Origin of the sequence: Ottowia sp. (genome assembly GCF_047975795.1) — a bacterium.
Lineage (GTDB): Bacteria > Pseudomonadota > Gammaproteobacteria > Burkholderiales > Burkholderiaceae_C > Ottowia.
The window spans coordinates 1-25,962 of record NZ_JBKEEE010000088.1; the positions used below are offsets into that span (position 1 = coordinate 1).

At 63.3% G+C, this 25,962-nt stretch carries 32 protein-coding genes and 1 other RNA gene; 12 read left to right on the forward strand and 21 right to left on the reverse strand.

Annotation, left to right across the window (positions count from 1 at the left end; genetic code table 11):
• From ACK5NW_RS13385 to ACK5NW_RS13470, 18 genes are all read right to left on the reverse strand, one after another.
• A partial coding sequence (locus ACK5NW_RS13385; RefSeq protein ID WP_416928880.1) for a site-specific DNA-methyltransferase occupies positions 1-1,243 on the reverse strand: 1,243 nt, incomplete at its 3' end.
• Positions 1,240-2,655 (reverse strand): site-specific DNA-methyltransferase, encoded by a 1,416-nt coding sequence (locus ACK5NW_RS13390; protein ID WP_416928882.1) that lies wholly within the window; start codon positions 2,653-2,655, stop codon positions 1,240-1,242. The genes ACK5NW_RS13385 and ACK5NW_RS13390, both read right to left, overlap by 4 nt.
• Before the next feature lie 345 nt (positions 2,656-3,000).
• Positions 3,001-3,417 (reverse strand): DUF6362 family protein, encoded by a 417-nt coding sequence (locus ACK5NW_RS13395; RefSeq protein WP_416928884.1) that lies wholly within the window; start codon positions 3,415-3,417, stop codon positions 3,001-3,003.
• On the reverse strand, positions 3,410-3,613 hold the full coding sequence (locus ACK5NW_RS13400) for a hypothetical protein (protein ID WP_009238689.1): 204 nt from the start codon (positions 3,611-3,613) through the stop codon (positions 3,410-3,412). Before ACK5NW_RS13400 ends, ACK5NW_RS13395 begins: the two co-directional genes overlap by 8 nt.
• Position 3,614: 1 nt before the next feature.
• Entirely contained in the window at positions 3,615-4,091 is a 477-nt protein-coding gene (locus ACK5NW_RS13405) for a crossover junction endodeoxyribonuclease RuvC (protein ID WP_416928887.1), read from the reverse strand.
• A 141-nt stretch (positions 4,092-4,232) separates the two neighbouring features.
• Positions 4,233-6,533, reverse strand: a complete 2,301-nt coding sequence (locus ACK5NW_RS13410) for a phage/plasmid primase, P4 family (protein ID WP_416928889.1) — start codon at positions 6,531-6,533, stop codon at positions 4,233-4,235.
• Positions 6,530-6,775 carry a hypothetical protein gene (locus ACK5NW_RS13415; protein WP_128313032.1) on the reverse strand — a complete coding sequence of 82 codons (246 nt, stop codon included), beginning with the start codon at positions 6,773-6,775 and terminating at the stop codon, positions 6,530-6,532. The genes ACK5NW_RS13410 and ACK5NW_RS13415 overlap by 4 nt, the downstream gene beginning before the upstream one ends.
• The gene (locus tag ACK5NW_RS13420; RefSeq protein ID WP_217045982.1) at positions 6,772-7,506 is read right to left on the reverse strand and encodes a hypothetical protein; all 735 of its coding nucleotides are present in this window, start codon (positions 7,504-7,506) and stop codon (positions 6,772-6,774) included. The genes ACK5NW_RS13415 and ACK5NW_RS13420 overlap by 4 nt, the downstream gene beginning before the upstream one ends.
• Complete coding sequence (locus ACK5NW_RS13425; protein ID WP_416928892.1) at positions 7,503-8,003, reverse strand: DUF6511 domain-containing protein; 501 nt, start codon at positions 8,001-8,003, stop codon at positions 7,503-7,505. Before ACK5NW_RS13425 ends, ACK5NW_RS13420 begins: the two co-directional genes overlap by 4 nt.
• Positions 8,000-8,854 (reverse strand): P63C domain-containing protein, encoded by an 855-nt coding sequence (locus ACK5NW_RS13430; RefSeq protein WP_416928894.1) that lies wholly within the window; start codon positions 8,852-8,854, stop codon positions 8,000-8,002. Before ACK5NW_RS13430 ends, ACK5NW_RS13425 begins: the two co-directional genes overlap by 4 nt.
• 11 nt (positions 8,855-8,865) lie before the next feature.
• On the reverse strand, positions 8,866-9,489 hold the full coding sequence (locus ACK5NW_RS13435; RefSeq protein WP_416928896.1) for a hypothetical protein: 624 nt from the start codon (positions 9,487-9,489) through the stop codon (positions 8,866-8,868).
• 5 nt (positions 9,490-9,494) lie between these two features.
• On the reverse strand, positions 9,495-10,343 hold the full coding sequence (locus ACK5NW_RS13440) for an ATP-binding protein (RefSeq protein ID WP_128313027.1): 849 nt from the start codon (positions 10,341-10,343) through the stop codon (positions 9,495-9,497).
• Positions 10,340-10,822: a hypothetical protein gene (locus tag ACK5NW_RS13445; RefSeq protein ID WP_416928898.1), complete on the reverse strand. Its 483-nt coding sequence runs from the start codon at positions 10,820-10,822 to the stop codon at positions 10,340-10,342. Before ACK5NW_RS13445 ends, ACK5NW_RS13440 begins: the two co-directional genes overlap by 4 nt.
• An 11-nt stretch (positions 10,823-10,833) precedes the next feature.
• The gene (locus tag ACK5NW_RS13450) at positions 10,834-11,091 is read right to left on the reverse strand and encodes a helix-turn-helix transcriptional regulator (RefSeq protein ID WP_054286341.1); all 258 of its coding nucleotides are present in this window, start codon (positions 11,089-11,091) and stop codon (positions 10,834-10,836) included.
• Between the two features lie 85 nt (positions 11,092-11,176).
• Positions 11,177-12,115: a hypothetical protein gene (locus ACK5NW_RS13455; protein ID WP_416928900.1), complete on the reverse strand. Its 939-nt coding sequence runs from the start codon at positions 12,113-12,115 to the stop codon at positions 11,177-11,179.
• An 11-nt stretch (positions 12,116-12,126) separates the two neighbouring features.
• Complete coding sequence (locus tag ACK5NW_RS13460; RefSeq protein ID WP_416928902.1) at positions 12,127-13,551, reverse strand: hypothetical protein; 1,425 nt, start codon at positions 13,549-13,551, stop codon at positions 12,127-12,129.
• Between the two features lie 100 nt (positions 13,552-13,651).
• Complete coding sequence (locus tag ACK5NW_RS13465) at positions 13,652-14,464, reverse strand: hypothetical protein (RefSeq protein ID WP_416928904.1); 813 nt, start codon at positions 14,462-14,464, stop codon at positions 13,652-13,654.
• The gene (locus ACK5NW_RS13470) at positions 14,465-14,743 is read right to left on the reverse strand and encodes a helix-turn-helix domain-containing protein (RefSeq protein WP_039731095.1); all 279 of its coding nucleotides are present in this window, start codon (positions 14,741-14,743) and stop codon (positions 14,465-14,467) included.
• 180 nt (positions 14,744-14,923) lie between these two features.
• On the opposite strand from ACK5NW_RS13470, the gene ACK5NW_RS13475 reads away from it, so the two are divergent.
• Genes ACK5NW_RS13475 through ACK5NW_RS13495 form a run of 5 tightly spaced genes read left to right on the forward strand, consistent with a single transcriptional unit; the run spans position 14,924 to position 17,781 of the window.
• Complete coding sequence (locus ACK5NW_RS13475; protein ID WP_037043893.1) at positions 14,924-15,115, forward strand: hypothetical protein; 192 nt, start codon at positions 14,924-14,926, stop codon at positions 15,113-15,115.
• The gene (locus tag ACK5NW_RS13480; RefSeq protein ID WP_009238673.1) at positions 15,115-15,564 is read left to right on the forward strand and encodes a DUF2924 domain-containing protein; all 450 of its coding nucleotides are present in this window, start codon (positions 15,115-15,117) and stop codon (positions 15,562-15,564) included. The genes ACK5NW_RS13475 and ACK5NW_RS13480 overlap by 1 nt, the downstream gene beginning before the upstream one ends.
• A complete protein-coding gene (locus ACK5NW_RS13485; protein ID WP_416928907.1) occupies positions 15,561-16,940 on the forward strand; it encodes a recombinase family protein in 1,380 nt (459 codons plus the stop codon). The genes ACK5NW_RS13480 and ACK5NW_RS13485 overlap by 4 nt, the downstream gene beginning before the upstream one ends.
• Positions 16,940-17,311, forward strand: coding sequence for a site-specific recombinase resolvase (locus ACK5NW_RS13490; protein WP_095558464.1), 372 nt, complete (start codon positions 16,940-16,942; stop codon positions 17,309-17,311). The genes ACK5NW_RS13485 and ACK5NW_RS13490 overlap by 1 nt, the downstream gene beginning before the upstream one ends.
• Positions 17,308-17,781, forward strand: a complete 474-nt coding sequence (locus ACK5NW_RS13495) for a hypothetical protein (protein WP_416928909.1) — start codon at positions 17,308-17,310, stop codon at positions 17,779-17,781. Before ACK5NW_RS13490 ends, ACK5NW_RS13495 begins: the two co-directional genes overlap by 4 nt.
• A gap of 307 nt (positions 17,782-18,088) precedes the next feature.
• Here ACK5NW_RS13495 and ssrA read toward each other — a convergent pair.
• Positions 18,089-18,464, reverse strand: a transfer-messenger RNA (tmRNA) gene (ssrA, locus tag ACK5NW_RS13500).
• A gap of 121 nt (positions 18,465-18,585) precedes the next feature.
• Between ssrA and ACK5NW_RS13505 the strand changes: the two genes are divergently transcribed.
• The 4 genes from ACK5NW_RS13505 to adk all read left to right on the forward strand — a co-directional run bounded on the left by ACK5NW_RS13505 (position 18,586) and on the right by adk (position 21,666).
• Entirely contained in the window at positions 18,586-19,344 is a 759-nt protein-coding gene (locus tag ACK5NW_RS13505; RefSeq protein WP_416928911.1) for a 3-hydroxyacyl-CoA dehydrogenase, read from the forward strand.
• Between the two features lie 174 nt (positions 19,345-19,518).
• Entirely contained in the window at positions 19,519-19,866 is a 348-nt protein-coding gene (locus ACK5NW_RS13510; protein WP_416928913.1) for a TfoX/Sxy family protein, read from the forward strand.
• A 194-nt stretch (positions 19,867-20,060) separates the two neighbouring features.
• A complete protein-coding gene (kdsB, locus tag ACK5NW_RS13515; protein WP_416928915.1) occupies positions 20,061-20,816 on the forward strand; it encodes a 3-deoxy-manno-octulosonate cytidylyltransferase in 756 nt (251 codons plus the stop codon).
• A gap of 193 nt (positions 20,817-21,009) precedes the next feature.
• Positions 21,010-21,666 (forward strand): adenylate kinase, encoded by a 657-nt coding sequence (gene adk, locus ACK5NW_RS13520; RefSeq protein ID WP_416928917.1) that lies wholly within the window; start codon positions 21,010-21,012, stop codon positions 21,664-21,666.
• 153 nt (positions 21,667-21,819) lie between these two features.
• Here adk and ACK5NW_RS13525 read toward each other — a convergent pair whose 3' ends face one another.
• Entirely contained in the window at positions 21,820-22,440 is a 621-nt protein-coding gene (locus ACK5NW_RS13525) for a hypothetical protein (RefSeq protein ID WP_416928919.1), read from the reverse strand.
• Positions 22,441-22,452: 12 nt separating this feature from the next.
• On the reverse strand, positions 22,453-23,217 hold the full coding sequence (locus ACK5NW_RS13530) for a DUF2092 domain-containing protein (protein ID WP_416928921.1): 765 nt from the start codon (positions 23,215-23,217) through the stop codon (positions 22,453-22,455).
• A gap of 418 nt (positions 23,218-23,635) precedes the next feature.
• Between ACK5NW_RS13530 and lexA the strand changes: the two genes are divergently transcribed.
• The 3 genes from lexA to ACK5NW_RS13545 all read left to right on the forward strand — a co-directional run bounded on the left by lexA (position 23,636) and on the right by ACK5NW_RS13545 (position 25,882).
• Complete coding sequence (gene lexA, locus ACK5NW_RS13535) at positions 23,636-24,301, forward strand: transcriptional repressor LexA (RefSeq protein WP_416928923.1); 666 nt, start codon at positions 23,636-23,638, stop codon at positions 24,299-24,301.
• Between the two features lie 178 nt (positions 24,302-24,479).
• Positions 24,480-24,794 (forward strand): hypothetical protein, encoded by a 315-nt coding sequence (locus ACK5NW_RS13540; protein WP_416928925.1) that lies wholly within the window; start codon positions 24,480-24,482, stop codon positions 24,792-24,794.
• A gap of 80 nt (positions 24,795-24,874) precedes the next feature.
• Entirely contained in the window at positions 24,875-25,882 is a 1,008-nt protein-coding gene (locus ACK5NW_RS13545) for a D-2-hydroxyacid dehydrogenase family protein (protein ID WP_416928927.1), read from the forward strand.
• The last annotated feature ends 80 nt before the right edge of the window (positions 25,883-25,962 follow it).

The window sequence follows — 25,962 nt, forward strand, 5'->3', positions numbered from 1 at the left end:
AATCGGTGGTCGCCTGATCAAGCAACGCGCCATCCGCCTCGCGGGTGGCCTGCTTCCCGGTGAACTCTTCCCACCGACGCACGATCACATCCACGTACTTCGGATCGAGTTCGATCAGCCGCGCAACGCGCCCTGACTTTTCCGCCGCGATCAGCGTCGTGCCAGAGCCACCGAAGGGATCGAGCACCACGTTGCCAGGGCGGCTCGAATTGCGGATCGCGCGCTCGACCAGCTCGACCGGTTTCATCGTCGGGTGCAAGTCGTTCTTCTGCGGCTTCTTGATGTTCCAGACGTCGCCCTGGTCGCGGTCACCACACCAGTGACGCGTCGCCCCTTCGGGCCATCCGTAGAGGATCGGCTCGTACTGGCGCTGGTAGTCGGCGCGCCCCAGGGTGAAGGTGTTCTTGGCCCAGATGATGAAGGTCGACCATTTGCCACCGGCGGCCCGGAAGGCTGCCTGCAGCACATCCAGTTCGCTGGAGGACATCGCCACGTAAATACCGCCCCGGCAATGCGCCACCGTGAGCGTCAGCGCTTGCAGCAGGAAGTCGTAGAAGCCATCCCCCAGGTTGTCGTTCAGGATCGCGCGATCCTTGCCGCGCATCTTGTCCTTGGCGCTGTTGGCGTAGTTCACGTTGTACGGCGGGTCGGTGAAGACCATGTCCGCCAGGTCGCCCTGCATCAGCTGGTCGTAGCTCTCGGCCAAGGTCGAGTCGCCGCACAGCAGCCGGTGCTGGCCCATGATCCAGACGTCGCCCGGACGCGAGATGGGTGTCTCGCTGACCTCGGGCACCGCATCCTCATCCGTCTGACCCTCGTTGTCCGGCTCGTCGCCCGCGATCAGTTCGGCCAGCGCGTCGGCGTCGAAGCCAGTGATGTCCAGATCGAAGCCTTCGAGTTGTAAGGCTTCCAGTTCGATCCGCAGCATCGCATCGTCCCAGCCTGCGTTTTCTGCGATGCGGTTGTCGGCAATGACCAGGGCCCGGCGCTGGGTCGGCGTCAGGTGATCGAGCACGACCACCGGTACCCGTTCCAGACCCAGCTTCTGGGCGGCGGCGAGACGACCGTGGCCAGCGACGATGATGCCGTCGCTGCCCGCCAGGATCGGATTGGTAAATCCGAACTCCGCGATGCTGGCGGCGATCTGCGCCACCTGCTCCTCGGAATGGGTACGCGCGTTGCGGGCGTAGGGCAGCAGCTTGGCGGTCGGCCACTGCTCGATCTTGTCGGCCAGCCAGTTCATGCCACCACCTCGGCATCGAGGGCGGTGGTGCGCTCAGCGACAACCTGCTCGAAGGACTGACCGGTGGCGATCAAGGTGATCGGCACGCCGGGGTGGTTCTGCTGGAACCGCTTGATGGCCACGTCCACGTACCGCGGGGCGATCTCCACGCTGCGGCAGATCCGACCGGTGCGCTCGGCCGCCAGCATCGTCGTGCCGCTGCCGCCGAAGGGTTCGAACACGATGTCGCCCGCGTCGGTGTAGGCCTCGATCACGAACTCCGGCAGCGCCACCGGGAACACGGCTGGGTGATCGATGTCCTGGCCGATCTTGCCCTTGTGGCGCATCACTCGGATGACCGAGTCGGGGATGCGGGTGTCCTGCGTCGGCTGGCCCTTGTGCGTCCAGCCGCCCACCTCGCCATCCTTGCCGCGCATCGCGGTGGACGACCCGTCGGCGCGCAGGTGCGACTCCTGCCCGGCGTGCTTGCACGGAACGATCTTGTGGGGCTTGCGGCTTTCGCGGTTGAAGTGGAAGACGAACTCAAAGCTCGGCGCGAAACGGCCAGCCCAGTCGCCGGGCATCCCTGGCCCCTGATCCCAGACGTACCACGCAAAGCGCCGCCAGCCCTGCTGGCGCATCCAGCCCAGCCAAGCGTCCCAATACGGGATGACCTCGTTGTCGCGGTGGATGAGGCCCAGGTTGACCAGCACCTGACCGTCGCCTGCCATCGGCAGATGCGCGAACACGCCACGCATCAGTCCATCCCAATCGGAGATGCCACCCGAGGTGTAGTCGCGCTGGTTGCCGTAGGGCGGCGAGGTGAAACACAGGCGCGAGAGGTCACCCTGCATCAGAGCAGCGACCACGTTCCGGTCGGTGGCGTCGCCACAGATCAGGCGGTGCGGGCCAATCGCCCAGACAGCGCCGGGGCGGGAAACCGCCACGACGGGTGCGTCTGGCACGTCATCGGCAGCGTCAGGCTCGTCGGCTTCGGACTCAGATTCATCATCCGCGACAGCCACCGCACCGGTGAGCAGTGCCTCGATCTCGGCATCCTCGAAGCCGGTCAGTGCGAGGTCGTATCCCGCGTCGGTCAGCTCGGCCAGTTCCAAGGCCAGCATTTCTTCGTCCCAGCCCGCATCCAGCGCTAGCCGGTTGTCGGCGATCACGAGTGCCCGCTTCTGCGAGACGGTCAGATGAGCCAGTTCGATCACCGGCACCTGATCCAGGCCGAGCTTGCGCGCAGCGGCCAAACGCCCGTGCCCGGCGATGATGCCGTTGTCGCCATCGACCAGGATCGGGTTCGTCCAGCCGTACTCGACGATGCTGGCCGCGATCTTGGCGATCTGGCTTTCGGCGTGCGTGCGCGGATTGCGGGCGTAGGGAATCAGCGCCTCGACCTTGCGGTACTCGACGTTGAGCGTGTTCAAAGTGGGAATCCCAAAAGCAAAACCCGCCGAGCGTTGCCGCCGGGCGGGTTGGTTGAATGAAGATTCTGGTGGGGTGGTAACTGCGCCTGGGGGTGGTAACCGGAGCCGGTAACCTGGCCGACTGGTAACCTTGTCCGCGACCTAACGCTAAAAAAGCGTCGCGCTCGCGCCCCCCGCATGGCGATTCGGGAAGGAAGGACCCCTTTTGCCTCGGGCCGCTCGCCGAACCGTCACCGCTGTCCAGAAGATAGCTGAAATACTACCCCCGACCGGGGTGATTTGTTGCAGCCTCGACGAGCGTCAAAAGGGACAAACGCAGGAAACGAAGGACAAACTCGGCAAGCATTACCCTGCTTGGCCTACGATTTGGGAGGGCGCACGGATGCCTTCGCTGTTGAGCTTCTCAGCCACGATTTCCAGCGCCCGCTGCCAGCGACGCCACGCCGTCGTGCGGTCGCAGGCAAAGCGGATTGTGATGTCTCGCCAGCCATAGCGCTTGGCGCGCATCCACACCAGATGGCGCTGCTCGATCTCCAGCCACTGCACCCAGCGCATCGTCTCCAGCATTCGGTCGATGGCGTCCGGGGCGGGTGGGAACGGTCGATAGACGTGCTCGTCGGCTGCGAACGTCTCCCACTCCTTGCGCACGATGACAGGCCATGTGTTGAAGTAGCCCTGCACACGCACGGGGGGCAGGCGTCGTCCGGTGCTGGCGGCCTCCTCGAAGCGGGCCGCTACATCCTCAATCGTCCATTCAGCCATGACGAGCCCCTCCGTACAAGCGTTCGCCAATGCGGCGCACGATCTCTCGCTCGATAAAGTCCAGACGTTCATCGGACGCGTTGACCACCAGGATGTGCTGGTCGCGCCAACCACGTTCCTTGATGGCGTCCAGATCGGTGGCCTGGGGTTGCAGTCGCCCGAGGGGGCAGCGGTACTGGGGTGTGGGAACTTTCATCTCACACCTCCTGGCCATCGTCGTGATGCTGGATGGCCCAGTGCAGCAGCGCCAGGGCATCGGCTTCGTTGTCGTCGACCGGCGCGTGCCCGCGCGCGGTGACGGAAGCGATGACATCTTCCTTCCCAGCGTTGCCTTTGCCCGTGGCGTGCTTCTTGATCGTGCCGACAGGCACGCCTTGGTACGGGATCTGGTGGTGCTCACACCACGCCGTGAGCGTGGCAAGGAACCCGCCGTAGGCGTGCGCAGCGTCGGTCGAGACGTGGCGACGCACCTCTTCGAAGTGCAAACAGTCGATGCCGTCGCTGGATTGCTTGATTTCAGTGAGCCAGCGCTTGAAGCGCAGGAAGCGCATTCCACCGCCTTCAAAGCGCTGCGGCCGGAAGCTCTCGGAGCCGCTGGTGATGTGGCCGTCGCTGCCGCGCAGCGCCCAGCCGGTGGTGGTGCCCAGATCAAGGGCGAGGATGGTTGTGATCATGGTGTCAGTCCTTATCCGGTGAAGATCTGACGCAGCTGACACTTCGTGACGAAACTCTCCATGAGGCGCGCGCACACGCGCCCGCGTAGGGGTTACGACAACCTGCGTCAGCTGCGTCAGACCACGTGGTTTTCATGGGGGTCAGTTGTCCGCGTAGGGGGTGTAGGCAGGGGTCGGCGGGTGCTTGAGGCCAATGCCCTGAAACCCGCGCACGCCCATCCCGTTGCGCCATTTGTCCAACCCACGCGTGATGAGCAGATCGGAAAAGCGGCGTTGTGCGCCGACAAACTCGCCAGAGGCTTCAGCCCACTGCTTCCAGTCGTTGAACAACTCGGCGGTCAATGACTTGGCGTTGGGCTCGCGCACGCAGCGCTCATCAAGCCAGCGACCCAGGGCGTCCTCGGCTTCGAAATACTCCTCGGTGGCGTCCACCACGCGCTGCGGTGGAGAGAGTCGTCCGTGGCGCTGCCAGTCGAGACAGCCCTGCACGGCCCACCCGAGGATGCCGTCACGTTCGGCCAAGAGCTTCTGTTGCAGGTTCTTGTCGCGGCGCTCGGGCGGCACGGTGATCGTGAAAGGGATCAGGTGCAGCCTGCGTTTCATCGCCTCGTCGATATTGCGAATGGCGGGCTTGTGGTTGCCCGCCACGAACAACTTGAACTGCGGGAAGAACTCGAAGAAGTCCTGGCGCATGAAGCGCGCAGAGATCTTGTCGCCACCGGTGAGGTTCTTGAGCTTGGACTCGGCCCAACGTTTGCCCTGCTCGGTTTCGATGGCCGCCACGAAGCGCGCGCCGCGCAGTCCCGCCATATCGGTCGGGTGCCGGTCGGTGCGCGTTTCCATGAAGGTGTCCATCGGCGCGTTGGTCGCGTAATCACCCAGGATGGTGGCCAGCGTGTTGACGAACACCGACTTGCCGTTCGCGCCTGTGCCGTACAGGAAAAACAGCGCGTGCTCTTGCGTCGACCCGGTCAGCGCGTAACCGACCATCCGTTGCAGGTAGGACTGCAGCTCCTTGTCGCCACCCGTGACCTCGTCGATGAACTGCCTCCAGGTCGGGCAGTCGCCACTGGGCGTGGCTGTGGTGATCTTGGTCATCCGGTCGGCGCGCTCGTGCGGGCGCATCCGGCCAGTCTTGAGATCGACCACACCGCCCGGCGTGTTGAGCAGCCACGGATCTGCATCCCATTCGTCGGTGGTGGCCGCGTGCCTGCGATCAGCACGCGCCAGGCGCTCCACACCGCCGACCGTTCCTGCGCTGGCCAATTTGGCGGCGACCTTGGGGTTGTCGGCGCGCACAGCCGACTGGCGACAGACGCTGCGGATCAAGTCCGTGGCCGCCAGCGTGTCCTCGGTACGCCAGCGTTGCCCGTCCCACACCAGCCACTTGCCCCAGCCAGCCACGTAGCGCCAGTCGCGGTGGTAGCGGCGCGTGAAGGACAGCGCCAGCGCGTCCTCCGTACCCCAGACGGATTCGTCGCTGCTGACGACTGGATCAACGTCATCGGCTACGTCGTGCATTTGCAGGCGCGGCCCGTGGGTGAGGAAGGTGGCGACATCAAAGCCCTCGGCGATGGCATCGGCCACGTCCCAGCCCTCTGCAGCCTCTTCGGGCGGATAGAGGACGTGGCAGGATTTGGCCCCCGCCGACAAGATGGCCTGTGCCGCCTGCGTGGCGTACTCCCAGCCCGGCTTGTCGCGGTCGGGCCAGATCAGCACGGCCTTTCCGGACAGCGGCGACCAGTCGGTCTTTTCGACCGGAGCGTTCGCGCCGTGCATCGCCGTGGTGGCCACGATGCCCGCGTCGATCAGGGCCTGCGCGCACTTCTCGCCTTCGACCAGCACCACCTGCGCGGTACTGGTCATCCCTGGCTGGTTGTAGAGCGGACGCGGGTCGGGCGGTGCCATCTTGCGCCGCTTCGCATCCCAGGGCCGGAACTGCTTCTTCTGTCCAGGCGGGTCGTAGCGATAGACGACGGCGATGAGATGGCCTTGGGCGTCGAGATAGTCCCACTTCGCGGTGGCGGGGCCGAGTTCGTCGACCGGCACGTCCTTCTTGTTGGCCTTGCGTACTGGTGTGGAACGCGAGCGCCCGATCAGATCGGCAGCGGCGTCGAGCACGCGCGGAAAGTCGCCCGGCACGTCGATACCGAGGTGCGCGGCAATCAGTGCATAGATGTCGCCACCGTCGCCGGTGGCGCGATCTGTCCACAGTCCAGCCTTCTCGCCATCGAGCACCACCTCGAGGCTGTCGCCGGGACTACCCAGCACGTCGCCGATCAGGAACTTGCCACGGCGCTTCTTGCCCGCCGGGAACAAGGTGATCAGAACGGATTCAAGACGCGCGAGCAGTTCGGCACGCAGTTCTTCGCGTTCGGCATCGCCGAGGGTGCGGCGGGTGGGGTCAGGCAGTGGTGCGATGTCGTTGAAGTCGAGAGTCATTCGGCCTCCTCACCATCGGCGTCCCCGTTGCGCCCCTGCGCGGCGTTGCTGCGCGCGGCCCACGCCGACAGTTCTGATGGTCGATAGCGCACCAGACCGCCCATCAGGTAGTGGGGAATCTTGTACTTGCTGCGCATCTGCGGATCAGCAAACCAGTAGTACGGCAGTCGCAGTGCGGCAGCGGCCTGCTTGGCGTCGATCATCGGTTCGACGCCACCGATGAATTGCGTGTCGTTGCTCATGTTGTCCTCCAGCAGCGGTCTTGCCACGCGCACATCCGGCATTCGAAGTGGGTCGGGTCGTGGAAGGCGCGTGGCAGAAGCTCGCCAGCCTCGGTCGCCGTGATGACCTTCACTGCCCGATCCGACATGCGTTGGGCCAGCGCCGCGTCAAAGGGCACGAGCTCGGTGTAGATCTCCATCGTGTCGGCGTTGAGCGCCGTGAAGATCGCCGGGTGCTCGTGCAGTTCGAGATAGGCTTGGTAAATCGCCACTTGCGCGGCGTAGATGGGCTTGGAGATGGCCAAGCCCTTTTTCTCCAGATCGCTCCAGGACTTGTTGCCCAGGCACTTGCACTCCCAGAGCGCGGGATAGGCGAAGCCCTCGGGGCCTCCAACGACGACGCCGTCGACGTGTCCCTGCAAGCGACCATCGGCCACCGAGAAGCCGAACTGCTCGCCATCGGCCTTTCGGGTGCGCAAGTCAAAACCTGCGTCCCGCAGCCACGCGACCATGCAGTCCTCCATGACATGGCCACGCTCGAAGATGCGCAGCATCCGGCCCGGGGTGTCCCGCCCGTGGTCGATGGGAGCCTTGGCGTACTCGAACTGCAGCGCGCGCTCGCAGGCCACTCCGAGGCGCGAGGCCCCGAGGTACTGGCGCTCAGACTGACGGGCGCGGGCCTGCTGCAACCCGGCGTCGACCAAGGCGGTGACCTGGCCCGCGATGCTCGATGAGGAATTGAAGTCCATCATGGCTTCTTCCCCTTCGGTTCTTCCCAGGGCAGGTCGTCCTCCAGATCCGCGAACGGATTGGCGGCATCGGGTGCCAGCGGATCGGGCGTGGGCGGCAAGCCCCGCACGGGCGGAAACTTGCTGGACTCGTGGTGCGCGACCATTGCGTCCGACCAGCAAGTGACGATGGCGTCGATTACCAGCAGAGCTTCGGCTTCGGAGTAGTCGCCCAGCGGCTTGGTGAAGCCGATCTCGCCCGCTGCCTCGCCGAAGGCCTTGAGGCAATGACGCATTGCGGCCAGTTCGACATCAGACGGATCAATCATGGCGACCTCCGTCTTGTCGATGCGACCTTCCTTGGCCCGCTGCCAGTTGCCGTATAGCGCGTGAAATGCGTCCTGGCAGCGACGCGAGCAGAACACCCAGTCGATGGGATAGCGCCGGGGATCGCCCACACCGTGGCGGTTGTCGGTGTGGCCGTAGCCCCGGGCCTGTCGTTTGCAGACCCAGCATTTCACGCCCCCTCCTCGAGTTCATCGAGCAGCAGGCCCAACTGCAGGGCAGCGCCAGCAAAGGCGGCCTCGCAGCGGAGCTTGAAGTCGGGATAGCTCATCGAGCTGCGCGCAATCGCCGTGACCGCGTGAATCTGCGATTCCAAATGTGCGAGTCCCTGATCGGACAGCCACTGGTGGTGCTTCTGCGAGATGCCCTTGCGATTGCGGATCTCGCCCAGCAAGTCTTCTGGCAGCACCGGCCCGTAGACCCAGCGCAGCGTGATCTGGCCGACGACGTGCGGAGGGTTCTGGTCGTGGCCCTGGTACTTCCAGCCGAACAACCGATAGATGGCGCGGTAGTAGTCCGGGTGGAAGCGGCGCTCCCACGATGCGCAGGACTGGCGCAGCAACTTGGAGATCAGTTCCTGCAGCGCATCCGGTGCGCGGTGGTGCTGGTAGCCAGTGGCCTCGTCGATCAGCGCGACCTCGCCGGTGGTGGCAAGAGCGCGCATGATCGTCAGGCAGTTACCGACGATGCCCTGGCGTGCGCGGTGCAGCGTGCCTGCAATGGCTGCGTCCACCACGGAGGTGGCCACGTCCGCGATGATGCCTGCTGGGAAGAACTGGGTCTGGCGTCCCGATGGCAGCAAAATCGGCCCGGATGATTTCTCCAATAGAGACAATGAGTTAGGTGCAATGTCAGCCAGAAAACGGGCGAAACGGCCACCCTTGTGCGATTCGTGAAAACCGAGGAGCTTGGCCAGTTCCTTGCGGACGTAGCCGCGCTCGCCGGTGGTGAGCACGACCGCCTCGCAGTCGAGATCGCCAAAATGCACGACGCCGTAGTGGCTGGCAGTGAGCATGGATGCGTTCATGGCAACCTCCCTCACTGCGCCCACGACGGTTTGCCCGTCACGGGTGCGCGTTGCGGAGCCGGTGCTTGGTGCGCGGGTGCTGCCTGCGCCAGAGCCCCGGAAGATCCGCCGCCCGAAGCCTTGGTCGGCACCCCCATCAACTTGGCGTAGTCGGGGTGATCGGGTTCGACCGCCACTTTGACCACGTTGCGGTCCTGGCCCTTGCCGTCCTTCTCGATGTCGACGCGGGCGAGGAACTCCAGGCCATCCAGTTCGTGGAAGCCCTGGATGCGGCGCGCAGAAGAAGCCTGTGGGCTGTTGTCCTGCGGATGAACGTTGCGGGCACTGTTGAGCGCCGCGCGAATGAAGCTGCGCCCCATCTGGCCCCAGGTCGGCCCCTTCTTGGAGTGCAGGCCAATGTTCGACCACATCTTGCGTTTGGCGTGGTCACCAGCGGTGACCACGAATTCGGCGGCAAGGTAGATCGAGCCGGTCTCGAAAGATTCGGTGGCGTAGCCGCCGCCCCAGCCCTGCGACGGGTCGTCATAGCCACCGGGCTTGAGGGTCATGCGCACCGGGACAACGGTGCCCTTGGGGATCAGATCAAAGCCGGATTGCTGGGCGTCGGCGTCGTTGAAGTCATTCCATGCGGTCATTGCGATTACTCCTGAGATTCGATGTGTGCGGGGGTGGCGGCGCTGGCAGGCACGGCGGAAGCGCCTGCGCACTTGGCGATCAGCGCGCCGAGATGCGGCGGCTCCAGCAGGTCGAGGCGACCGCTGCGGTCTTTGGCCGGAAAGCCGTAGGGATTGACGGTGTGGGTGACGAAGGCGCGGTAGGTGCTGCCGTCCTCGGCCTTGATCTCGGCCAGCGTCACGACCTCGTCGACGATGCCGGGCAGCTCCAGGCTGGTTTTGCTGCCTTCGATCTGCGGGACGAACACCTTGCGGTTGTAGTCATCGAGCCGCTCGTCGAGGATCGCCACGAACACCACGTTCTTGCCGCGTGCGTGCTGCAAATGAGTCAGTGCGCTGATCATTTCCTGGCCGAGCAGACCATAGGCCGCGCGCAGGTCGGGTTTGCCGGAGCGGTCGCTGACGGCACCCGGCTGCGTCTTGCACCACGCGAAGCACTGGCGGGACAGCTGGGTGATCGAATCGAGAAAGAAGGTCTGGTAGCGGTCGAGTTGCGCCGGGTCGCCAAACTTCTCGATGACGTGGTCGTAGTGCGCCTGCGAGAAGGCGCTCTCAGGCGGCAGCGACTTGTCCGGGCCCGCGAGAAACACGAAGAAGTCGCGGCTCTCCGGCCACGAAGCCGGACGGATGGTGTCGCCCGGCCAGTCGGCCACCGCCAAGTCACCGGCCTCGATGTCGAGGAACAGCGTGGTGGCCGGGTCGAGGTCTTTGAGCCGCGTGGTTTTGCCGATGCCGGACTTGCCCAGCATCAGCAGCTTCACGCCCTTGCGTTCAGCCATGCGCTCGATGGCGGACACGATGGGGAGCTTCTTCATGCGGCACCCCCATCGAGCGTCAGGGTGATGCTCGGCTTGCCTTCCTCGACTGTGCGCGCAGCCGCAAATTGCTCCTGCAGCGCCGTGGGCCAGTTGGTGTAGCGGGACTCGGACACCGACAACTTGATGTCGATGTAGTCCTCGACCTTGTCGCCCGAGGCGGCAATACGCTCGGCCATCTCCTTGAGGATGGTCTGGCTCCAGGTCACCTTTTTGGGGAGCTCGTACTTCACGTGCAGCGCACCGTCGCCGACGTGGGCGGTTCCGAAGTCGCGGCCGGAATCCCGCAGCGCGCTACGGGCCTGCTCGCCGTAGCGCTGGATCTTGGCGGCATCCAGCTTGGCACGCAGCTGCTTGAGGTAAGCAGTGGCCTCGTCGACATTGCGCTCGGCAGCGACGAAATCGGTAATCGGCAGCGCCACCAACTGGGCGGTGTTCATGGCAGCGAGGTCGGCGGGAAAAATAGTCAGATCGCTCATGGCCGCTCTCCTCACTGGTATGCACGAGTGAAGGTCGAGTGCCGCGAAACGCGACGCTCGAAGGCTTCGACCTCGGAGATCAGGTAGGTGACGCGGGCACCGAGCTTGCAGAAGACCGGGCCGAGTTGTTCCTGCCGCCAGCGGCGCAGGGTCTTGACGGAAAGCCCCCAGCGGATGGCCAGCTCGTTTTCGTCAAGGGCGATGCGCTGTGGCGCACCGGTTTTGGCCGGGATCAGGCCAGATGTTGCGTTGGTGAAGTGGGTTTGCATTTCGATGTGCCTCCTGTATGAAATGGGCACATCGCAGTCTCCGCACGGGTTTATGGGCCGTGTCTGGTTCGATTTATGGGTGCGTTTATGTGTTGCGCCTCAACCGGTATTTCCCGCGCGAAACCAGCTCAATCACCTCCTCACGCGCTACTTTGTCGCCGAAGGCATCGTCGAAGGATTGGAAGCCGGTATTGACGGCGACGGAACCATTCACCTCTTTCCACGACATCACGGGCGGGGCACTTCCTTCGGTCCCCCACATCAGCTTGATGATCTTGGCGCGCGCTTCGGTGAGTTCGATGGACGACGCCATGTGCGGGAGCTTGAGCCGCTTGCCATTGAAGAACTGCACCGGTTCCGGCTCACCCACGTTAGTTGCGTAGCCGCGCAGGACACGATCAAAGGCATCGGTGTCGAACGCATCTGCGCCATCGGTCACGCGGACGAACTCATCGAAGCCGCGCAGCGTGTGGTCACGTGGCAGCGAGGCATTCGTTCGCCTTGGGCACAGAACAACGCCACCACGCGGCCATACGGCGTCGGCAAGGACTGCGGTGATCTTGTCCTGCGGCGCGCGTGACCATGCTCGGGCAACGAACACCGGTGCGAAATCGTGCGTGCCAGCGATTCGCTGCTCACCGAGGTGCCACAGGTGATTCGGTGTCCGGCAGATCTGGTTAGAGCGTCGCCGCTCCTCAATGCCGATCAGCGCCGCCAGATCTGCGAGCCAGGTGTCCATCTGGATGGAATAGAGGGCAATCCCCGCCAGCGGTTGGACGATGGTTCTGCCGTTCAGCGGACTGCAGTAGCTGTAGCGACCGGCGTCCTCGTCTACATCGATTTCGACTTCCTGTTCGGAATCGAGAAACGGTACCATCACATGGGTGAGATGGCCTGCGGGCACGACCCAGCGCCTCTGAAGAAACTGCTGGTAGTCGCGCCCGAGCCTGTCAGCCAGCACTGATGCATCGAGCCGTGGAAGGTTGTCTAGCGCGAGGAAGAAGCTCAAATGCGGCGACGTCATCGGCGTCCTCCTCAGAACTGGCTCAGCACGCCGATCTTGATGAGCTGTTCCTGCACGCGCTTGCGGTCGTCGTCCGTCTTGCTCTTGTCGTTCAGCCCGTTCGGTGCGGTGATCTGGACCGCGACGTTGTGCGCCTTGCGGTGCGGCGTCTTGGACATCCTCATGACCAACTTCACCTGCACGAGCGCGTACTGGCTCAGGTCTTCGGCGCAGTAATCCTCATAAGCAACCTGATAGATGTTGCGGCCGTCGCGCCGGTCGCGGGTGATTTGCATCTTGCTAGAGAGTTGCCGCACCACATCACGTCCGCCGTACTCTGAGGTCTGCTCAAACGGCTTGGCCACCGTGATCTGCAGGATCGAGATATCGTCGATGCCTGCGACCCGGTCACGTTTGAGGCGGTCGAGCATCTTGGAGGTCGCAAAGCCGAGCAGGTCGAACTGCCGCATGGGCATGTCCTCGATCTGGCCTTCGTGCGCCAGCGCGACATCACGGAAGACGGTGGCCAGCTCGCGGCGCGCCTCCCGTTCTTCGCAGAACACGCTGAGCGAGCCAGTCTCCGGCTCCCACGAGAAGCGGGCCGACATCGCAGCGGGTTCCTCGTGGTCGACGACATGCCCGTTCGCCACTTGCTGGAACGTGGCCGTCTTGCCATTGAAGGTCGCCGTCAGCGTATGCAACAGCGCCGACTGACCGGCTTCGCAATCATCGTCATCACCCTGTTCGCATGACAGATCGCGGCGCGTGAATTGCTCGATCAGGATTTGATCCTTCGGCACCTTCGGGAACAGCTCGGCAATGCGTGTGCGCAACACCTCTTGAACGTCGACCCCAGTCTTCGGCACGACGCCCTTGGGGCCCAGGTAGTGGCTGGAGTAGTGGTCGCTTTTCCACTGGCGATGCATCACTTGCAGATGCTCAGCCTGATCGAAGCGTTCGTCGCGGCGGACGCCTTGCGCTCGAAAGTCCTGCAAGAGGTGCAGATACAGGGCGCGGCTGTAGCGGTCGCTGGGCGCAGCCAGCACGGCGGCATCGTCCGCACGATCCTCGTTGAGCAGGGACAAGACGGCCTGTGCCCCGTAGTCATCGTCAAGGAGCATCACTCGCTCGGCGGCACACTCGATGCTGTACTGGGCGGCCGCCGGCAATTTGCCGACAGCATGAAAGAGTGCCTGACGCGACTCGACTGGCAACTTGCCCTTGGCCGCTTCTGCCAATGCCTTCAACTCCGGCAGTGCCGTCGCGCTGGCGCGTTCGAGCAGATCCACCAGCAGCCCGGGGCGCGCGACCTTGCGAACGAGGCTGACGAAGTTCTCTGCGTTCGGCAGGATGTTTGCACCCTCATCGGATCGATGCTCACGCGCACGTTTTGCTGGAGGCTGGCTTGTCGCCAACTTGGTGCTTTTCTTTGTTGTTGAGGCTTGGTCAGCTGGCATAGGCAAGTTCCTTTGACAAAGTGCGCGATTGCGCGAACGGTTAATCGAATGATTCAAAAAACGCCGACGCGAGGTCGGCTCCACAGGCGGTAGATCCTGGTCAGCGCATCGTGGCCTCCTGAGTGGTCAGGCCATATCGGTTCAGACGTACTTGGATGAACCGTGGATTGACACCGAAGCGCGTCGCCAAGGCTTTCTCGAAGCGATCCATCTCCAAGACTCCCAGGTCGCCGTTCGCCTTGATGCGCAGGGCCGTGCCGGGGTGGTCGGGATCGGTTGAAGGATGGCGATGGATGGTGATGTCGTGCTGGGGCGCAAGCTCTTCGACGGCGGCGATGATGCGTTGGCGCGGCACCAGCAACGACCCCATGAACTCGTTGGCGCGCAGTTCGGCGAAGTGTTCTTCCGTCGTTGGCTTCGCAGATAGTGACTTGGACAGATGTTCGCTGTCCGGCGTCGTGGTGCGGTAGGCGCGTTGCATCGTCGGTTCGATGTCATCGAACAACCCGGGGCCCTTACTGCCCTGGACAACCCAGCCGGGAGCGTCGAACACGGCGTGGCCGAGCTCGTGGGCCAAGGTGCTGAGGGCCAGTAGTTCGCTGAGACTTTCACCCACGGGCGAGATGGACACCATCGCGGCGTCGGGCATAGCGGGGTCGAATTCACAGACGCCGAATACGTGGTTGCCTTGCGCGTCATGCACGGCGTAGTCGGTGCTGACCTCCAGCGCGAAGTCGATGCCGTTGATCTTCAGGCCGGAGATCTGCCGCAGCGCGTCGAAAGAAACGGCATCGATGCTGTCCGCGACCAGTTGCTGGCGCGCGGTCGCGGCGATGCGTTCTACCTCAATGTGCTTGATGTACAGGGGGCGCTTCCGGTCGCAGCACCGGTAGTCGAGAGTCAGTACCGCCATTCACTTCTTCTCCGTCACGTTCCGGCGGTACATCCGAACCAGGTTGCCAACATCATCGCGGATGTCGGGCGGCAGGCGACTGGCCTCGACGAAAGCGTCGTCGGCGCTGATTCCAAGGATCTCGGCCGCCTTACGGATCAGCTCGTCCTTGGGCGGTTTTTCCATGTCGCGCTCGATGCGCGACCAGTAGGCGGGTGATATCTCCAGCTGGCGCGCAAAGTCATTCATCTGAATGCCTTTCTCTTCGCGCTTCTTGCGGATGAATGCTCCAAAGGGCATGGTTGTGACCTGATTGCGTGATTAGTTAACGACGGATGGTAGAGGCGAAGAGACACTCTGTCAACTGTGTCGTTAACGCGCAATGGATTCATGACTGGCGGGCACGATTGCCCTGCGTTGCCATCCGCTTCGGAAGATCAGGCTCACTATCCCTGACGGTTGCAATTCCTCGGAGCCGTCATGAAGAACCTCGAACTCGCATCTCCCCCGGAGATGAGCGCCAGCGCCCGTGCTGGCGAAATCGCCGCCATCCTTGCGGCTGCCATCGTCCGCACCCTTGCTGCGGATGAGCCAAAACAGAGAGAAGTTGGCCTTGGCTTCCTGCCCGACCAGCGCGTTCATACAACCCCCTATCAAGAGGAGAAGTTGTGATGAACGAGAAACAAGCATCCGTCGCGGCACGGATCGCGGAGCTGGCCTGCCTGCCGATGTCCGAGCTCTGGACGGTGTGGGATCGGTATTTTCCGCGCCGCCCGGACTACCCCAACCGCACGCACGTCGAGTCCCGTCTCGCCTACAAGCTGCAGGAGGAAGCCTTCGGTGGCCTTGCGCCCGAGACCAAGCAGCGCCTGGAAGCCATCGGCGCAAAACACTCCAAGATCAAGCTGCGGGCCAAGCCGCGCGAGTTCGATTTCGCGCCGGGCACGATCCTGCTGCGCGAATGGGGCGAGCGCGAACACCGGGTGACAGTCACCGCCGAGGGGCTGTTTGAGTACCAGGGGCGCAACTTCAAGAGCCTGACGGCGGTGGCTCGCCACATCACGGGCGCGCACTGGTCGGGGCCGCTGTTCTTTGGCCTGAGCAAGGGAGGTGCGCGATGAGCGAGATTGCCAGCACCAAGGCCCGCAAGCGCTGCGCCGTCTACTGCCGGGTGTCCTCGGATGAACGGCTTGACCAGGAGTTCAACTCCATCGACGCGCAGAAGGAGGCTGGCCACGCTTTTGTGGCCAGCCAGCGATCCGAAGGGTGGATTCCGGTGGCCGACGACTACGACGACCCCGGCTTCTCTGGCGGCAACACGGATCGGCCGGGGCTGAAACGCCTGATGGCGGATATCGAGCGCGGCCAGATCGACATCGTGGTGGTCTACAAGATCGACCGCCTGACGCGCAGCTTGGCCGACTTCTCCAAGATGGTTGAAGTGTTCGAACGCCACGGGGTGTCCTTTGTGTCGGTCACCCAGCAGTTCAACACCACCACCTCGATGGGTCGGCTGATGCTCAACGTCCTGCTGTCCTTCGCCCAGTTTGAGCGTGAGGTCACCGGCGAGCGCATCCGCGACAAGATCGCCGCCGCCAAGCGCAAGGGGATGTGGATGGGCGGCGTCCCGCCCCTGGGTTACGACGTCGACAACCGCCTGTTGGTCATCAACGAGGCCGAGGCGGCGGTGGTGCGTCGCATCTTCGAGGAGATGCTGACCATCGGCTCGCCGACCCAGATCGCCGTCAATCTGACTGCCGACGGCATCACTACCAAGGCCTGGACGACGCAGGAGGGCCAGACCCGCAGCGGCGCGCGCATCGACAAGAAGTACCTGCACAAGCTGCTGCGCAACCGCATCTACCTGGGGGAGTTGTCGCACAAAGGAAACTGGTACCCCGGCGCTCACCCGCCGATCATCGACCAGGAGCTTTGGGACAAGGTTCACGCGGTGCTGGCCAGGGATGGGCACGCCCGGTCGGTGGAAACCAAGATCCGGTCGCGCACCGACGCTTTGCTGCGTGGCCTGCTGTACGCCCCCTCGGGCGAACGGATGTACCCGACCTACTCGCGCAAGAACGGGCGCAAGTACCACTACTACGTGTCCAAGTCGGAAAGCCGGTTCGGGGCACCAGGCAAGAGCTACGAGCGCCTGCCTGCGCCGGAGATCGAGGCAGCGGTGGTGGCCCAGATCCGCACGGTGCTGACCAGCCCGGAATCCATCGCATCGGTGGTGCGCCACATCCAGCGCAATGGGGCCCAGATCGACGAGGCCACCACGGTGATGGCGATGGGACGGCTCAACGACGTGTGGGATCAGTTGTTCCCGGTCGAGCGTCACCGCATCGCCAACCTGATGATCGAGCGCATCGACCTCGTCCACGTCGGCGAGGTGCAGGGCATCAAGGTGAAGTGGCGGGAACTGGGCTGGGACGCCCTGATCGGTGAGTTCGCCCCAAGGGGCATCGGCGCGGAACTGGTGGAGGTCGAAGCCTGATGGACGACACACTGGAAACCTTCGTGCCCCTGACGTTTCGCCGCCGGGGCGCGCGGCGGGTGGCCGCCGACGAGCGCCACGTTCACGATGTGACGCTGCTGGAGGGGGTGGCACGCGGTTTCTACTGGCAGCACCTCGTGGACACCGGTGTGATGAAGAGTGGATCAGACATTGCCCGGGCCGAAGGACTGCACCCCTCGGTGCCCAACGAGCTGATGCGCCTGACCCTGCTCGCGCCTGACATCCTCGAACTGCTGATGGCCGGGCGGCAGCCTCGCCGGATGAACCTGATCTGGTTCCAGCGCAACCCGCTGCCGGTGGATTGGGAGGCGCAACGCCAGATCGTGAAGCGCTTTGAGGAGGACGCATGAGCAAGAAGCACCGGGGCCGGTTCAAGGGTGATCCGGTCACCTATCAACTGCCGAACCCGGCAGGCGGCGTGCAACTGGAAACCTTCGTGCCCTGGACGCTGGTGAAGAGGGGGCTGAAGAAGCAAGTCATCACGCCCTTGGACGCGCCGCAGGAATTTCTGTCCGAGGCCACCCGGGAGCGGGAAGCCCGGTCGGCCGCACAGGACACCGCGTTGATGCGGGCGCTCGGACTGGCACACCACTGGCAACGCCTGCTGGATGAGCAGCGGGCGGCATCAGTAGCCGAGATCGCCGAGGCCGAAGGCATGGACGTGACACAGGTGCGCCGGGTCATGCGGCTGACGCTCCTGGCCCCGAAGGTCGTGGAACGGCTGGTGAGCTCGCCCGATGCCGTGCTGGAGAAAGTGATGCGCCGTCCCTGGCCCAACGCCTGGGGCGACCAGATGCGCGTGCTCGCGCCACCCGGGTGAGCGCGTCGTACCCAGCGCCAGCAACCGCCTGCGGGCGGTTTTTTTGTGGCCGCTTGGCACTCGGTCGCCACCGCTACAGGAGTTGCCAACCACAACCCACCGCCTCTAAACCCGTGCCAGCAAAGGAAATGGCCTCGAGAACGCTCGCGTGGCGACCAGAGAAAACGGAGAACAGAGAGGCGTCGGCGGGGGCGAAAACGCCGCCTTCGCAGGGGTGGCGCTCGCGAGGCCAGGCCCGGAAACCGCGCCAACACTGGGGGAACGGGCAAAAAAAATCCCAACCGATGAAGGTTGGGATTTTGGGTATTGGTGGAGCTGGGGGGACTTGAACCCCCGTCCGCAAACCTTCCACGCCCAGTTCTACATGTTTAGCGGTCTGTTTTGAATCTCGCCAACTCCATCGCGCAGTCGCACGCTATGGGGTCAGCCAGCACCCTTTGATCTTGCCTGCGCCCAAGGTGCCCGGACGCAAGCCAGCCGATGTGAATTCCCTCGCAGCCTGGACGGCTTGCGCCACCCTTGCCCAGCCCATCGGCCTGCTGTTGCGAGGCTCACCGGTGTTTAGGCGGCGAGTGCGAAACGTTCGTCGTTTGCAGTTAGTTTTTTTCAGCGGTTTTACGAGGTGACTGAACCTCGACATGCCCTGAGGCGCTTCCAACCCACGTCGAAACCAATGCAGCCCCTAGAACGCGTATTTTAGTCTGGTACGCCAAAATTCAAGGGAGCCAAGCCCAGTTTCCTTCGTGGAGGCATTTCTGTCTGGATAATGGGCGCTCATTCATCACCACGACTTGAGGAGTCACCATGCAGATCAAAGACAAGGTTTTCATCGTCACCGGCGGCGCATCTGGCCTGGGCGAAGGCACGGCGCGCATGCTGGCAACAGCTGGTGGCAAGGTGCTCATCGCTGACATGCAAGCCGATAAAGGCGGGGCCGTAGCCAAAGAAATTGGTGGCGCTTTCATCAAGTGCGATGTCAGCAGCGAGGCAGACGGCCAGGCCGTGGTGGCCAAGGCCGTGTCGATGGGCAAGCTGATGGGGCTGGTTAACTGCGCAGGCATTGCGCCAGCCGAAAAAACCGTGGGCAAAAGCGGCGCGCACAAGCTGGATGTGTTCAGCAAAACGATCATGGTCAACTTGGTGGGCAGCTTCAACATGATCCGGCTGGCCGCCGAGGCCATGAGCAAAAATGAACCCGAAAGTACGGGTGAACGCGGTGTGATGATTTCCACTGCCAGCGTGGCCGCCTACGACGGACAAATCGGTCAGGCCGCCTACTCGGCCAGCAAGGGCGGCGTGGTCGGTATGACGCTGCCTATTGCCCGCGATCTGGCGCGCAACGGTATCCGCAACATGACCATCGCCCCCGGTATCTTCGGCACGCCCATGCTGTTCGGCATGCCCAAGGAGGTGCAGGACGCGCTGGCCGCTGGCGTGCCCTTCCCCAGCCGCCTGGGCACGCCGGAGGACTACGCCAAGCTGGCCAAGCACATTTTCGAGAACGACATGCTCAATGGCGAGGTGATCCGGCTGGATGGGGCGATCCGCCTGGCACCGAAATAAGCCCACCCCTGTGCTCCACTGGCTGCGCCATGTTCTGCCATCCCCTCAAGGGGACGCCTCCACTGGCCGGGGAACCCCGGCCACGGCGACTGCTGGTGTGGCTTGGCTCCGCAGCCATCTGATGGTGCCCAGATTCACCGTCGCAGCTTGAACTGACGCCCAAAGAATCGCCCCATGTCCACACAAGCTGAAACGCTGGCCTTTTTGCTCGATCAGCTGGGCGATTGGCCCGGCCTGCGCACGCGCAAGATGTTTGGCGAGTACTGCGTCTACGTGGACGACAAGCCGGTAGCCTTTGTCTGCGACGACCAGCTCTACGTCAAGCCAACGTCGGCGGGCGAGGCGCTGATGCAGCCACCGGTGTGGGGCAAGTTCTACGACAAGGCCAGGCCGCACCTGCTGGTCACGCCCGACCGCTGGGACGAACGCGACTGGCTGCGCACGCTGCTGGCCGCCACCGCCGAGGCGCTGCCAGCCCCCAAGCCCAAGGCACACAAGAGGCCGACACGGCGCACACGCTGAGTGAGCACCAGCCAGATACTCTTGTTCTGATAGTTGCAGGCGGTTGGCTGTCACCGCCTTTGGTGCTGCACTGGGTGTGGTCATGACTTCACCATGGGTTGACTGCGGTTGGTCATCAGTCTTGCTGTCAACATATGCCGAGGTCTAACCCGCCGCCACACCTTCTTTTATCCAACCTTTTGTACCAACATTCCATGACCTTCACCGTCCTCATCCCCGCCCGTCTGGCATCGACCCGTTTGCCCAACAAGCCGCTGGCCGACATTGGTGGCAAGCCGATGGTGGTGCGCGTGGCCGAGCGGGCTGAACAATCGGGCGCAGCGCAGGTGGTGGTGGCTGCCGATGCGTCTGAAATTCTGGCCGCCTGCGCTGCCCACGGCGTGCGGGCACTGGCGACGCGGGCCGATCACCCCTCAGGCAGCGACCGCCTGGCCGAAGCCTGCGATCTGCTGGGCTTGCACGGCGACGACGTGGTGGTGAACGTGCAGGGCGATGAGCCTTTGATCAACCCCGCGCTCATCAACGCCGTGGCTGATTTATTACAGAAACAACCTTCAGCGCCTGTCAGCACAGCAGCACACGCTATCAAAACAGTAGAAGAATTCACCAATCCCAACGTGGTCAAGGTCATCACCGATGCGCAGAGTCTGGCGCTGGCCTTCAGCCGCGCGCCCATCCCGTGGTGGCAGGGCGGCTTTGCCGGGGGCATTACCACCCTGCCCGCCCAACCGGCACCGCTGCGGCATATTGGTATTTATGGCTACCGCGCCAGTTTTTTACGCCGCTTTCCCGCCCTGCCTCCCGCGCCGCTGGAACAGTGCGAAGCGCTGGAGCAGTTGCGCGTGCTGTGGCACGGCCACCGCATTGCCGTGCACATCACTGAGCATGCCCCCGGCCCAGGCGTAGACACCCCCGAAGACCTGGCCCGCGTGCAGGCGCTGTGGGCCTGACGCGGCGCAAGCACGGCGAAGCGCGGCGAGGCATCAGCCTGCCTTGAGCCAAGCGCCATCATGGGTCATCCCGGCAGTGCCAAACGCGTGCTATTCTTGATTCACGCCCTGCGCGCCAGCATCCTGCGCGGCAGGGACATCACCAATCCAATTGGCCGCCCCATGCGGCTTCACTTTCCACCTGAGGAGCATGATGAAACTGATTCTTCTGGGCGCGCCCGGCGCCGGCAAAGGCACGCAAGCGGCCTTCATCTGCCAGAAGTACGGCATCCCCCAAATTTCCACCGGCGACATGCTGCGCGCGGCCGTCAAGGCGGGCACACCGCTGGGCCTGCAAGCCAAGGGCGTGATGGAATCTGGCGGACTGGTCAGTGACGAGCTGATCATCAACCTGGTGAAAGAGCGCATCGCCCAGCCCGACTGCGCCAACGGCTTTTTGTTCGATGGCTTTCCGCGCACCATTCCACAGGCTGAGGCCATGAAGGCTGCGGGCGTCAAGCTCGATTACGTATTGGAAATCGATGTGCCATTTGACGCCATCATCGAGCGCATGAGCGGACGGCGCAGCCACCCGGCATCGGGCCGCACTTATCACGTCAAGTTCAACCCACCCAAAGTGCAAGACAAGGACGACGTGACGGGCGAGCCGCTGGTTCAGCGCGACGACGATAAAGAAGACACCGTGCGCAAGCGCTTGGAGGTGTACAACCAGCAAACCCGCCCACTGGTCGATTACTACAGCGCCTGGGCCACCAAAGACGCTGCCGCCGCGCCCAAATACCGCCAGATCAGCGGCACCGGCAGCGTGGAAGACATCACCGCACGCGCCTTGCAGGCGCTGGGCAGTTAAGGCCCGCACGCGACGGTTTCTGGCCCGTAACGGTTGACACAGGCCAAAGTGCAAATAGCAAAAAAGCCGCCCGGTTATCCCCGGGCGGCTTTTTTTATGACTTTCACCGCGATGATGGCGAAGCAGGTTTCAATGGAGCCGTGAATACAGTCATCAATACGGCGGATTGATCACGATGTACTGCACATTCGGCCCGTTGTATTGCGGCTGGTACCAGGTGTTGCCGCAGCGCTGGTAGGTAAAACCGTTGTAGTTGACCGGCACGCAACTGGGCGGCACCGAATTGACGATGGAGCCAATGACGGCGGAGGTCACTGCCACGCCCGCTGTCACTGCCGCAGCAGTGGCGAACGGATGATCCCAGTCGTCATCGTCATCCCAGCCGCCGTGATGGTGGTGGTGATGATCGTCGTAGCGATCATGGCGGCCACCGTCATGGCGGTTGTTCACGTTGACATTGACGTTCGTGTTGCGGTCACCACCCCGGCCTGGGCGCTGCCCTTGAGGGCGATTTCCGGGGTGTCCGCCTGGGCGCGCGTTTTGATGCCCCACATTGACCCGGTCGCGCGCACCCTGGTTCAGTTGCATCTGGCTGCGTGATGGCGCGCCGTGGTTGCCGCGGTTGAAGTTCTGATGGCCACCACCGCGCTGGGCGTGTCCGCCACCAGACCGGCCACCGCCCCGGTGGCCGCCATCGCGCGCCTCAGCCAGCGGTGCGACCACCATGGTCAGGCTGGCCAGTGCAGCCAGCAGTGCAGAAATTATCTTTTTCATAGGACGACTCCTTTACTCTGCTTGCACAGTAGCCAGATTGATCTTCATCGCGCCCTTGGGCGGCTTGAAAACAAATTGCGACGGCGTGAACCGGGCAGCGGTGTTCCAGTGGTAGGTGATGGTGGTGCGCAAGCGGTCGGCCTGATCCTCGTCATTGGCAATCGACAGTCGGCACGGCACCGGGGTTTCGCTGCGCTCTATCCACAACTGCCATTGCGCGCCCTGGCTGCGGTAGGCGTATTGGTCACACACTCGCCCGTCTATCACGGCAGCGCCTGCGTAGCGGGCGGCCTGAAACTCAGCAATGCTGCCGCCATCACGGCTCCAGGCAAACAGATCAGACAGCGGGATATCAATGCCATATCGGGCAGTCAGCCCGTCCATCAGCTCACGCACGGTGGCAGCGGGCGCGTCAGCCGTGGCGTAGTAGCCCTTGGTAGGCGCATACAGCGTGACCTGCTTGCCGTTGAAATAAAAGTCGCGCTGTCGCGCCGGGTGACTGACGCTGGCGTACAGCCCATCAGGCAAGCGCGTGCGCAGGGTGACCTGACGGGTTTTGGTCACGATCTGGCCGTCGCTGCTCAGGTAGTCCGTGTCAATGTCGGACTGCACCTCAAACTGCTTGAGGCTGTTGAGGTGGTTGGACATGCGACTGAGCGCCTGCACCGCCTGTGTTTCCACAGGCCGCGCGACCTCATCAGCAGCCATGCTGGTGCCCGAAAAAACCATGCCCGTCAGCACCAGACTGGTCATGGACAGCGTCACGAATGGGTTCATATCAAAGGTTTCCTGCAAAACAAGTGCGCCAATCAACGCAGCCACGGGCAGAAGGCGTCAGACCGCAAAACCGTCCAACCGCGCGCGGGCAAAGTGTAGTCGCTTTAGCGACCAGCGCAGCACAAAACCATGTGTAATGGTTTGTTTTTGGATCGCTTTTAGGACCGCGTGTGCACCGCCGTGTTTAAGCATGAGCTTTCTGCTGCGAACCAACAAAACAGAAGAAACCGCCCTAATAGTAATTAATTGGAGCTATAAAAATGGAAGCAATCGAGGCGTTAAAGCACCCTGTTTTCCATCGCCCAGCAGCCCTGCCAGTCCACCTCGCATCCCTCAAGCTTGCCAAAAGCAAAAAACTGAATAAAAATACAGTGACTGGATATTAATACAGCATCACAAACCTATTGGAGATCGCTCCATGACCGATACACCCAAACTCACCGCCCGCCAGCAGCAAATATTGGAACTGGTGCAGCACGCCATTGCCAGCACTGGCGCACCGCCCACGCGGGCTGAAATCGCCGCGCAATTGGGCTTCAAGTCCGCCAATGCGGCAGAAGAACATTTGCAGGCGCTGGCGCGCAAAGGCGTGATTGAGCTGGTCAGCGGCACCTCGCGCGGCATCCGCTTGCGCGGGGCTGCCCGCACGGTAGCGCCCAGCGACGGCCTTAGCCTGCCGCTGCCCGGCATGGCCCAACTGGCGCTGCCGCTGGTGGGCCGTGTGGCCGCTGGCTCACCCATCCTGGCGCAAGAACACGTCGACCAGACCTACCACCTGGAACCCACCTTGTTCCCCCAGCGCCCTGATTACCTGCTGCGCGTGCGCGGTATGTCGATGCGCGATGCGGGCATCATGGACGGCGACTTGCTGGCCGTGCAATCCACCCGCGAAGCGCGCAACGGCCAGATCGTGGTGGCACGCCTGGGCGAAGACGTCACCGTCAAACGTTTTCACCGCGCTAAAAACCACATCGAACTGCATGCCGAAAACCCCGACTACACCACCATCGTCGTGCAGCCCGGCGAGCCTTTTGAAATCGAAGGCCTGGCCGTCGGCCTGATCCGCAACAGCATGCTGATGTAGCCCCATGGTGTAGCGCTATTTACCACGCTGCGGCAGGTGGCGGGCGTGCAGGCGATGGCGGGCCGCAAAGGCGCCATCGCCCACACCCTGCGGCAAGCGTGACCGGCGGTGAAACCCTCACCGCGTTTGAGTCAATCTCGCCTGTGTCCAACCTGCATTTTTTATCAAGAGGTTTTACATGGGATCCAACATCATTCACTTGGTCGACTATGCCGTGCCCAGCTATCGCCGCACACGCGCCCCAGCCGTTAGTCAGATAGTCGCCGCTGCGCAACCCCCTCACAACACCTGGACGGACATGGCCCGCCACCGTGCGGCACAAAAACTGCGCCTGGTCATGCCCGCTGACCAGGCCAATACGCAAAACCCGGCATTGGCCATAACCCCTGCCATACCCAGCGCCGGCCACTTGCGCCTGTCCGGCCGACTGGCCGATGTGTGTGCCGAGCTGGAACGCCTGGCCGCTGCCGAGGCTGCACAAATCGCCGCATAAATCGGGACACAAATGGCGGCATAAGGCGGTACTCGCCCGGGCTGGCCTCAAAGTCGCCCGGCCAAAGGCACAATGCGGGGATGAACATCGTGATCCTCGACGACTATCAGGACGCCGTGCGCAAGCTCAACTGCGCGGCCAAGCTGGAAGCCTTTCCCGCCAAGGTCTACACCAACACCGTCAAAGGGTTGGGCCAGTTGTCGGTGCGGCTGCGCGATGCCCAGGTGCTGGTGCTGATCCGCGAACGCACCCACATCACGCGTCAGTTGGTCGAAAAACTGCCCCGTCTGAAGATGATCGCGCAAACCGGCCGCGTAGGCAGCCACATCGATGTGGTGGCCTGCACCGAGCACGGCATTGCCGTAGCCGAAGGCGTCGGCTCCCCTGTGGCCCCGTCCGAGCTGACCTGGGCGCTCATCATGGCCGCCGCACGGCGTCTGCCACAGTACGTGGGCAACCTCAAGCATGGCGCGTGGCAGCAATCGGGCCTGAAAGCCGCTTCCATGCCGCCCAACTTTGGCCTGGGCCATGTGCTGCGCGGGCGCACGCTGGGCATTTGGGGTTACGGCAAGATCGGCCAATTGGTAGCAGGCTATGGCCGCGCTTTTGGCATGAACGTGATGGTCTGGGGTTCGCCCGAATCGATGGCGCGTGCACGCGCCGACGGCCACCACAGCGCGCCAACGCGGGCCGAATTCTTTGCCTTGGCCGACGTGTTGACCTTGCACCTGCGGTTGAACGAGGCCACGCAAAACATCATCAGGCTGGACGACTTGAGCCGCATGAAACCCACCGCGCTGCTGGTCAACACCTCGCGCGCCGAGCTGATCGAGCCAGACGCGCTGGTCAGCGCCTTGAACCGCGGCCGCCCCGGCATGGCCGCCATCGACGTCTTTGAAAGCGAACCCATTTTGCAAGGCCACGCCCTGCTGCGGCTCGAAAACTGTATTTGCACACCCCACATTGGCTACGTCGAGCAAGACAGCTACGAGATGTACTTTGGCGCAGCGTTCGATAACGTTCTGAACTACCTGCGCGGCACACCCACCAACATCGTCAACCCCGGTGCACTGCAAGTGCGGCGTTGACAGCGCGACCTCAACACCCAGTCAAAAACCAAACACAGCATGGCCACCCCCTGCCCGCCCACGTCCACCCTGTGGAGCTG

Coding starts and splice junctions, on each gene's coding strand:
- ACK5NW_RS13470 (WP_039731095.1), bottom strand. CDS start 14,743: ATGCCCTTTGGAGCATTCATCCGCAAGAAGCGCGAAGAGAAAGGCATT.
- ACK5NW_RS13505 (WP_416928911.1), top strand. CDS start 18,586: ATGCAGATCAAAGACAAGGTTTTCATCGTCACCGGCGGCGCATCTGGC.
- kdsB (WP_416928915.1), top strand. CDS start 20,061: ATGACCTTCACCGTCCTCATCCCCGCCCGTCTGGCATCGACCCGTTTG.
- ACK5NW_RS13430 (WP_416928894.1), bottom strand. CDS start 8,854: ATGAACGCATCCATGCTCACTGCCAGCCACTACGGCGTCGTGCATTTT.
- ACK5NW_RS13400 (WP_009238689.1), bottom strand. CDS start 3,613: ATGAAAGTTCCCACACCCCAGTACCGCTGCCCCCTCGGGCGACTGCAA.
- ACK5NW_RS13540 (WP_416928925.1), top strand. CDS start 24,480: ATGGGATCCAACATCATTCACTTGGTCGACTATGCCGTGCCCAGCTAT.
- ACK5NW_RS13545 (WP_416928927.1), top strand. CDS start 24,875: ATGAACATCGTGATCCTCGACGACTATCAGGACGCCGTGCGCAAGCTC.
- ACK5NW_RS13510 (WP_416928913.1), top strand. CDS start 19,519: ATGTCCACACAAGCTGAAACGCTGGCCTTTTTGCTCGATCAGCTGGGC.
- ACK5NW_RS13525 (WP_416928919.1), bottom strand. CDS start 22,440: ATGAAAAAGATAATTTCTGCACTGCTGGCTGCACTGGCCAGCCTGACC.
- ACK5NW_RS13450 (WP_054286341.1), bottom strand. CDS start 11,091: ATGCAAACCCACTTCACCAACGCAACATCTGGCCTGATCCCGGCCAAA.
- ACK5NW_RS13530 (WP_416928921.1), bottom strand. CDS start 23,217: ATGAACCCATTCGTGACGCTGTCCATGACCAGTCTGGTGCTGACGGGC.
- ACK5NW_RS13490 (WP_095558464.1), top strand. CDS start 16,940: ATGGACGACACACTGGAAACCTTCGTGCCCCTGACGTTTCGCCGCCGG.
- adk (WP_416928917.1), top strand. CDS start 21,010: ATGAAACTGATTCTTCTGGGCGCGCCCGGCGCCGGCAAAGGCACGCAA.
- ACK5NW_RS13445 (WP_416928898.1), bottom strand. CDS start 10,822: ATGAGCGATCTGACTATTTTTCCCGCCGACCTCGCTGCCATGAACACC.
- ACK5NW_RS13475 (WP_037043893.1), top strand. CDS start 14,924: ATGAAGAACCTCGAACTCGCATCTCCCCCGGAGATGAGCGCCAGCGCC.
- ACK5NW_RS13395 (WP_416928884.1), bottom strand. CDS start 3,417: ATGGCTGAATGGACGATTGAGGATGTAGCGGCCCGCTTCGAGGAGGCC.
- ACK5NW_RS13415 (WP_128313032.1), bottom strand. CDS start 6,775: ATGAGCAACGACACGCAATTCATCGGTGGCGTCGAACCGATGATCGAC.
- ACK5NW_RS13465 (WP_416928904.1), bottom strand. CDS start 14,464: ATGGCGGTACTGACTCTCGACTACCGGTGCTGCGACCGGAAGCGCCCC.
- ACK5NW_RS13405 (WP_416928887.1), bottom strand. CDS start 4,091: ATGATCACAACCATCCTCGCCCTTGATCTGGGCACCACCACCGGCTGG.
- ACK5NW_RS13495 (WP_416928909.1), top strand. CDS start 17,308: ATGAGCAAGAAGCACCGGGGCCGGTTCAAGGGTGATCCGGTCACCTAT.
- lexA (WP_416928923.1), top strand. CDS start 23,636: ATGACCGATACACCCAAACTCACCGCCCGCCAGCAGCAAATATTGGAA.
- ACK5NW_RS13410 (WP_416928889.1), bottom strand. CDS start 6,533: ATGACTCTCGACTTCAACGACATCGCACCACTGCCTGACCCCACCCGC.
- ACK5NW_RS13485 (WP_416928907.1), top strand. CDS start 15,561: ATGAGCGAGATTGCCAGCACCAAGGCCCGCAAGCGCTGCGCCGTCTAC.
- ACK5NW_RS13435 (WP_416928896.1), bottom strand. CDS start 9,489: ATGACCGCATGGAATGACTTCAACGACGCCGACGCCCAGCAATCCGGC.
- ACK5NW_RS13455 (WP_416928900.1), bottom strand. CDS start 12,115: ATGACGTCGCCGCATTTGAGCTTCTTCCTCGCGCTAGACAACCTTCCA.
- ACK5NW_RS13440 (WP_128313027.1), bottom strand. CDS start 10,343: ATGAAGAAGCTCCCCATCGTGTCCGCCATCGAGCGCATGGCTGAACGC.
- ACK5NW_RS13480 (WP_009238673.1), top strand. CDS start 15,115: ATGAACGAGAAACAAGCATCCGTCGCGGCACGGATCGCGGAGCTGGCC.
- ACK5NW_RS13420 (WP_217045982.1), bottom strand. CDS start 7,506: ATGATGGACTTCAATTCCTCATCGAGCATCGCGGGCCAGGTCACCGCC.
- ACK5NW_RS13460 (WP_416928902.1), bottom strand. CDS start 13,551: ATGCCAGCTGACCAAGCCTCAACAACAAAGAAAAGCACCAAGTTGGCG.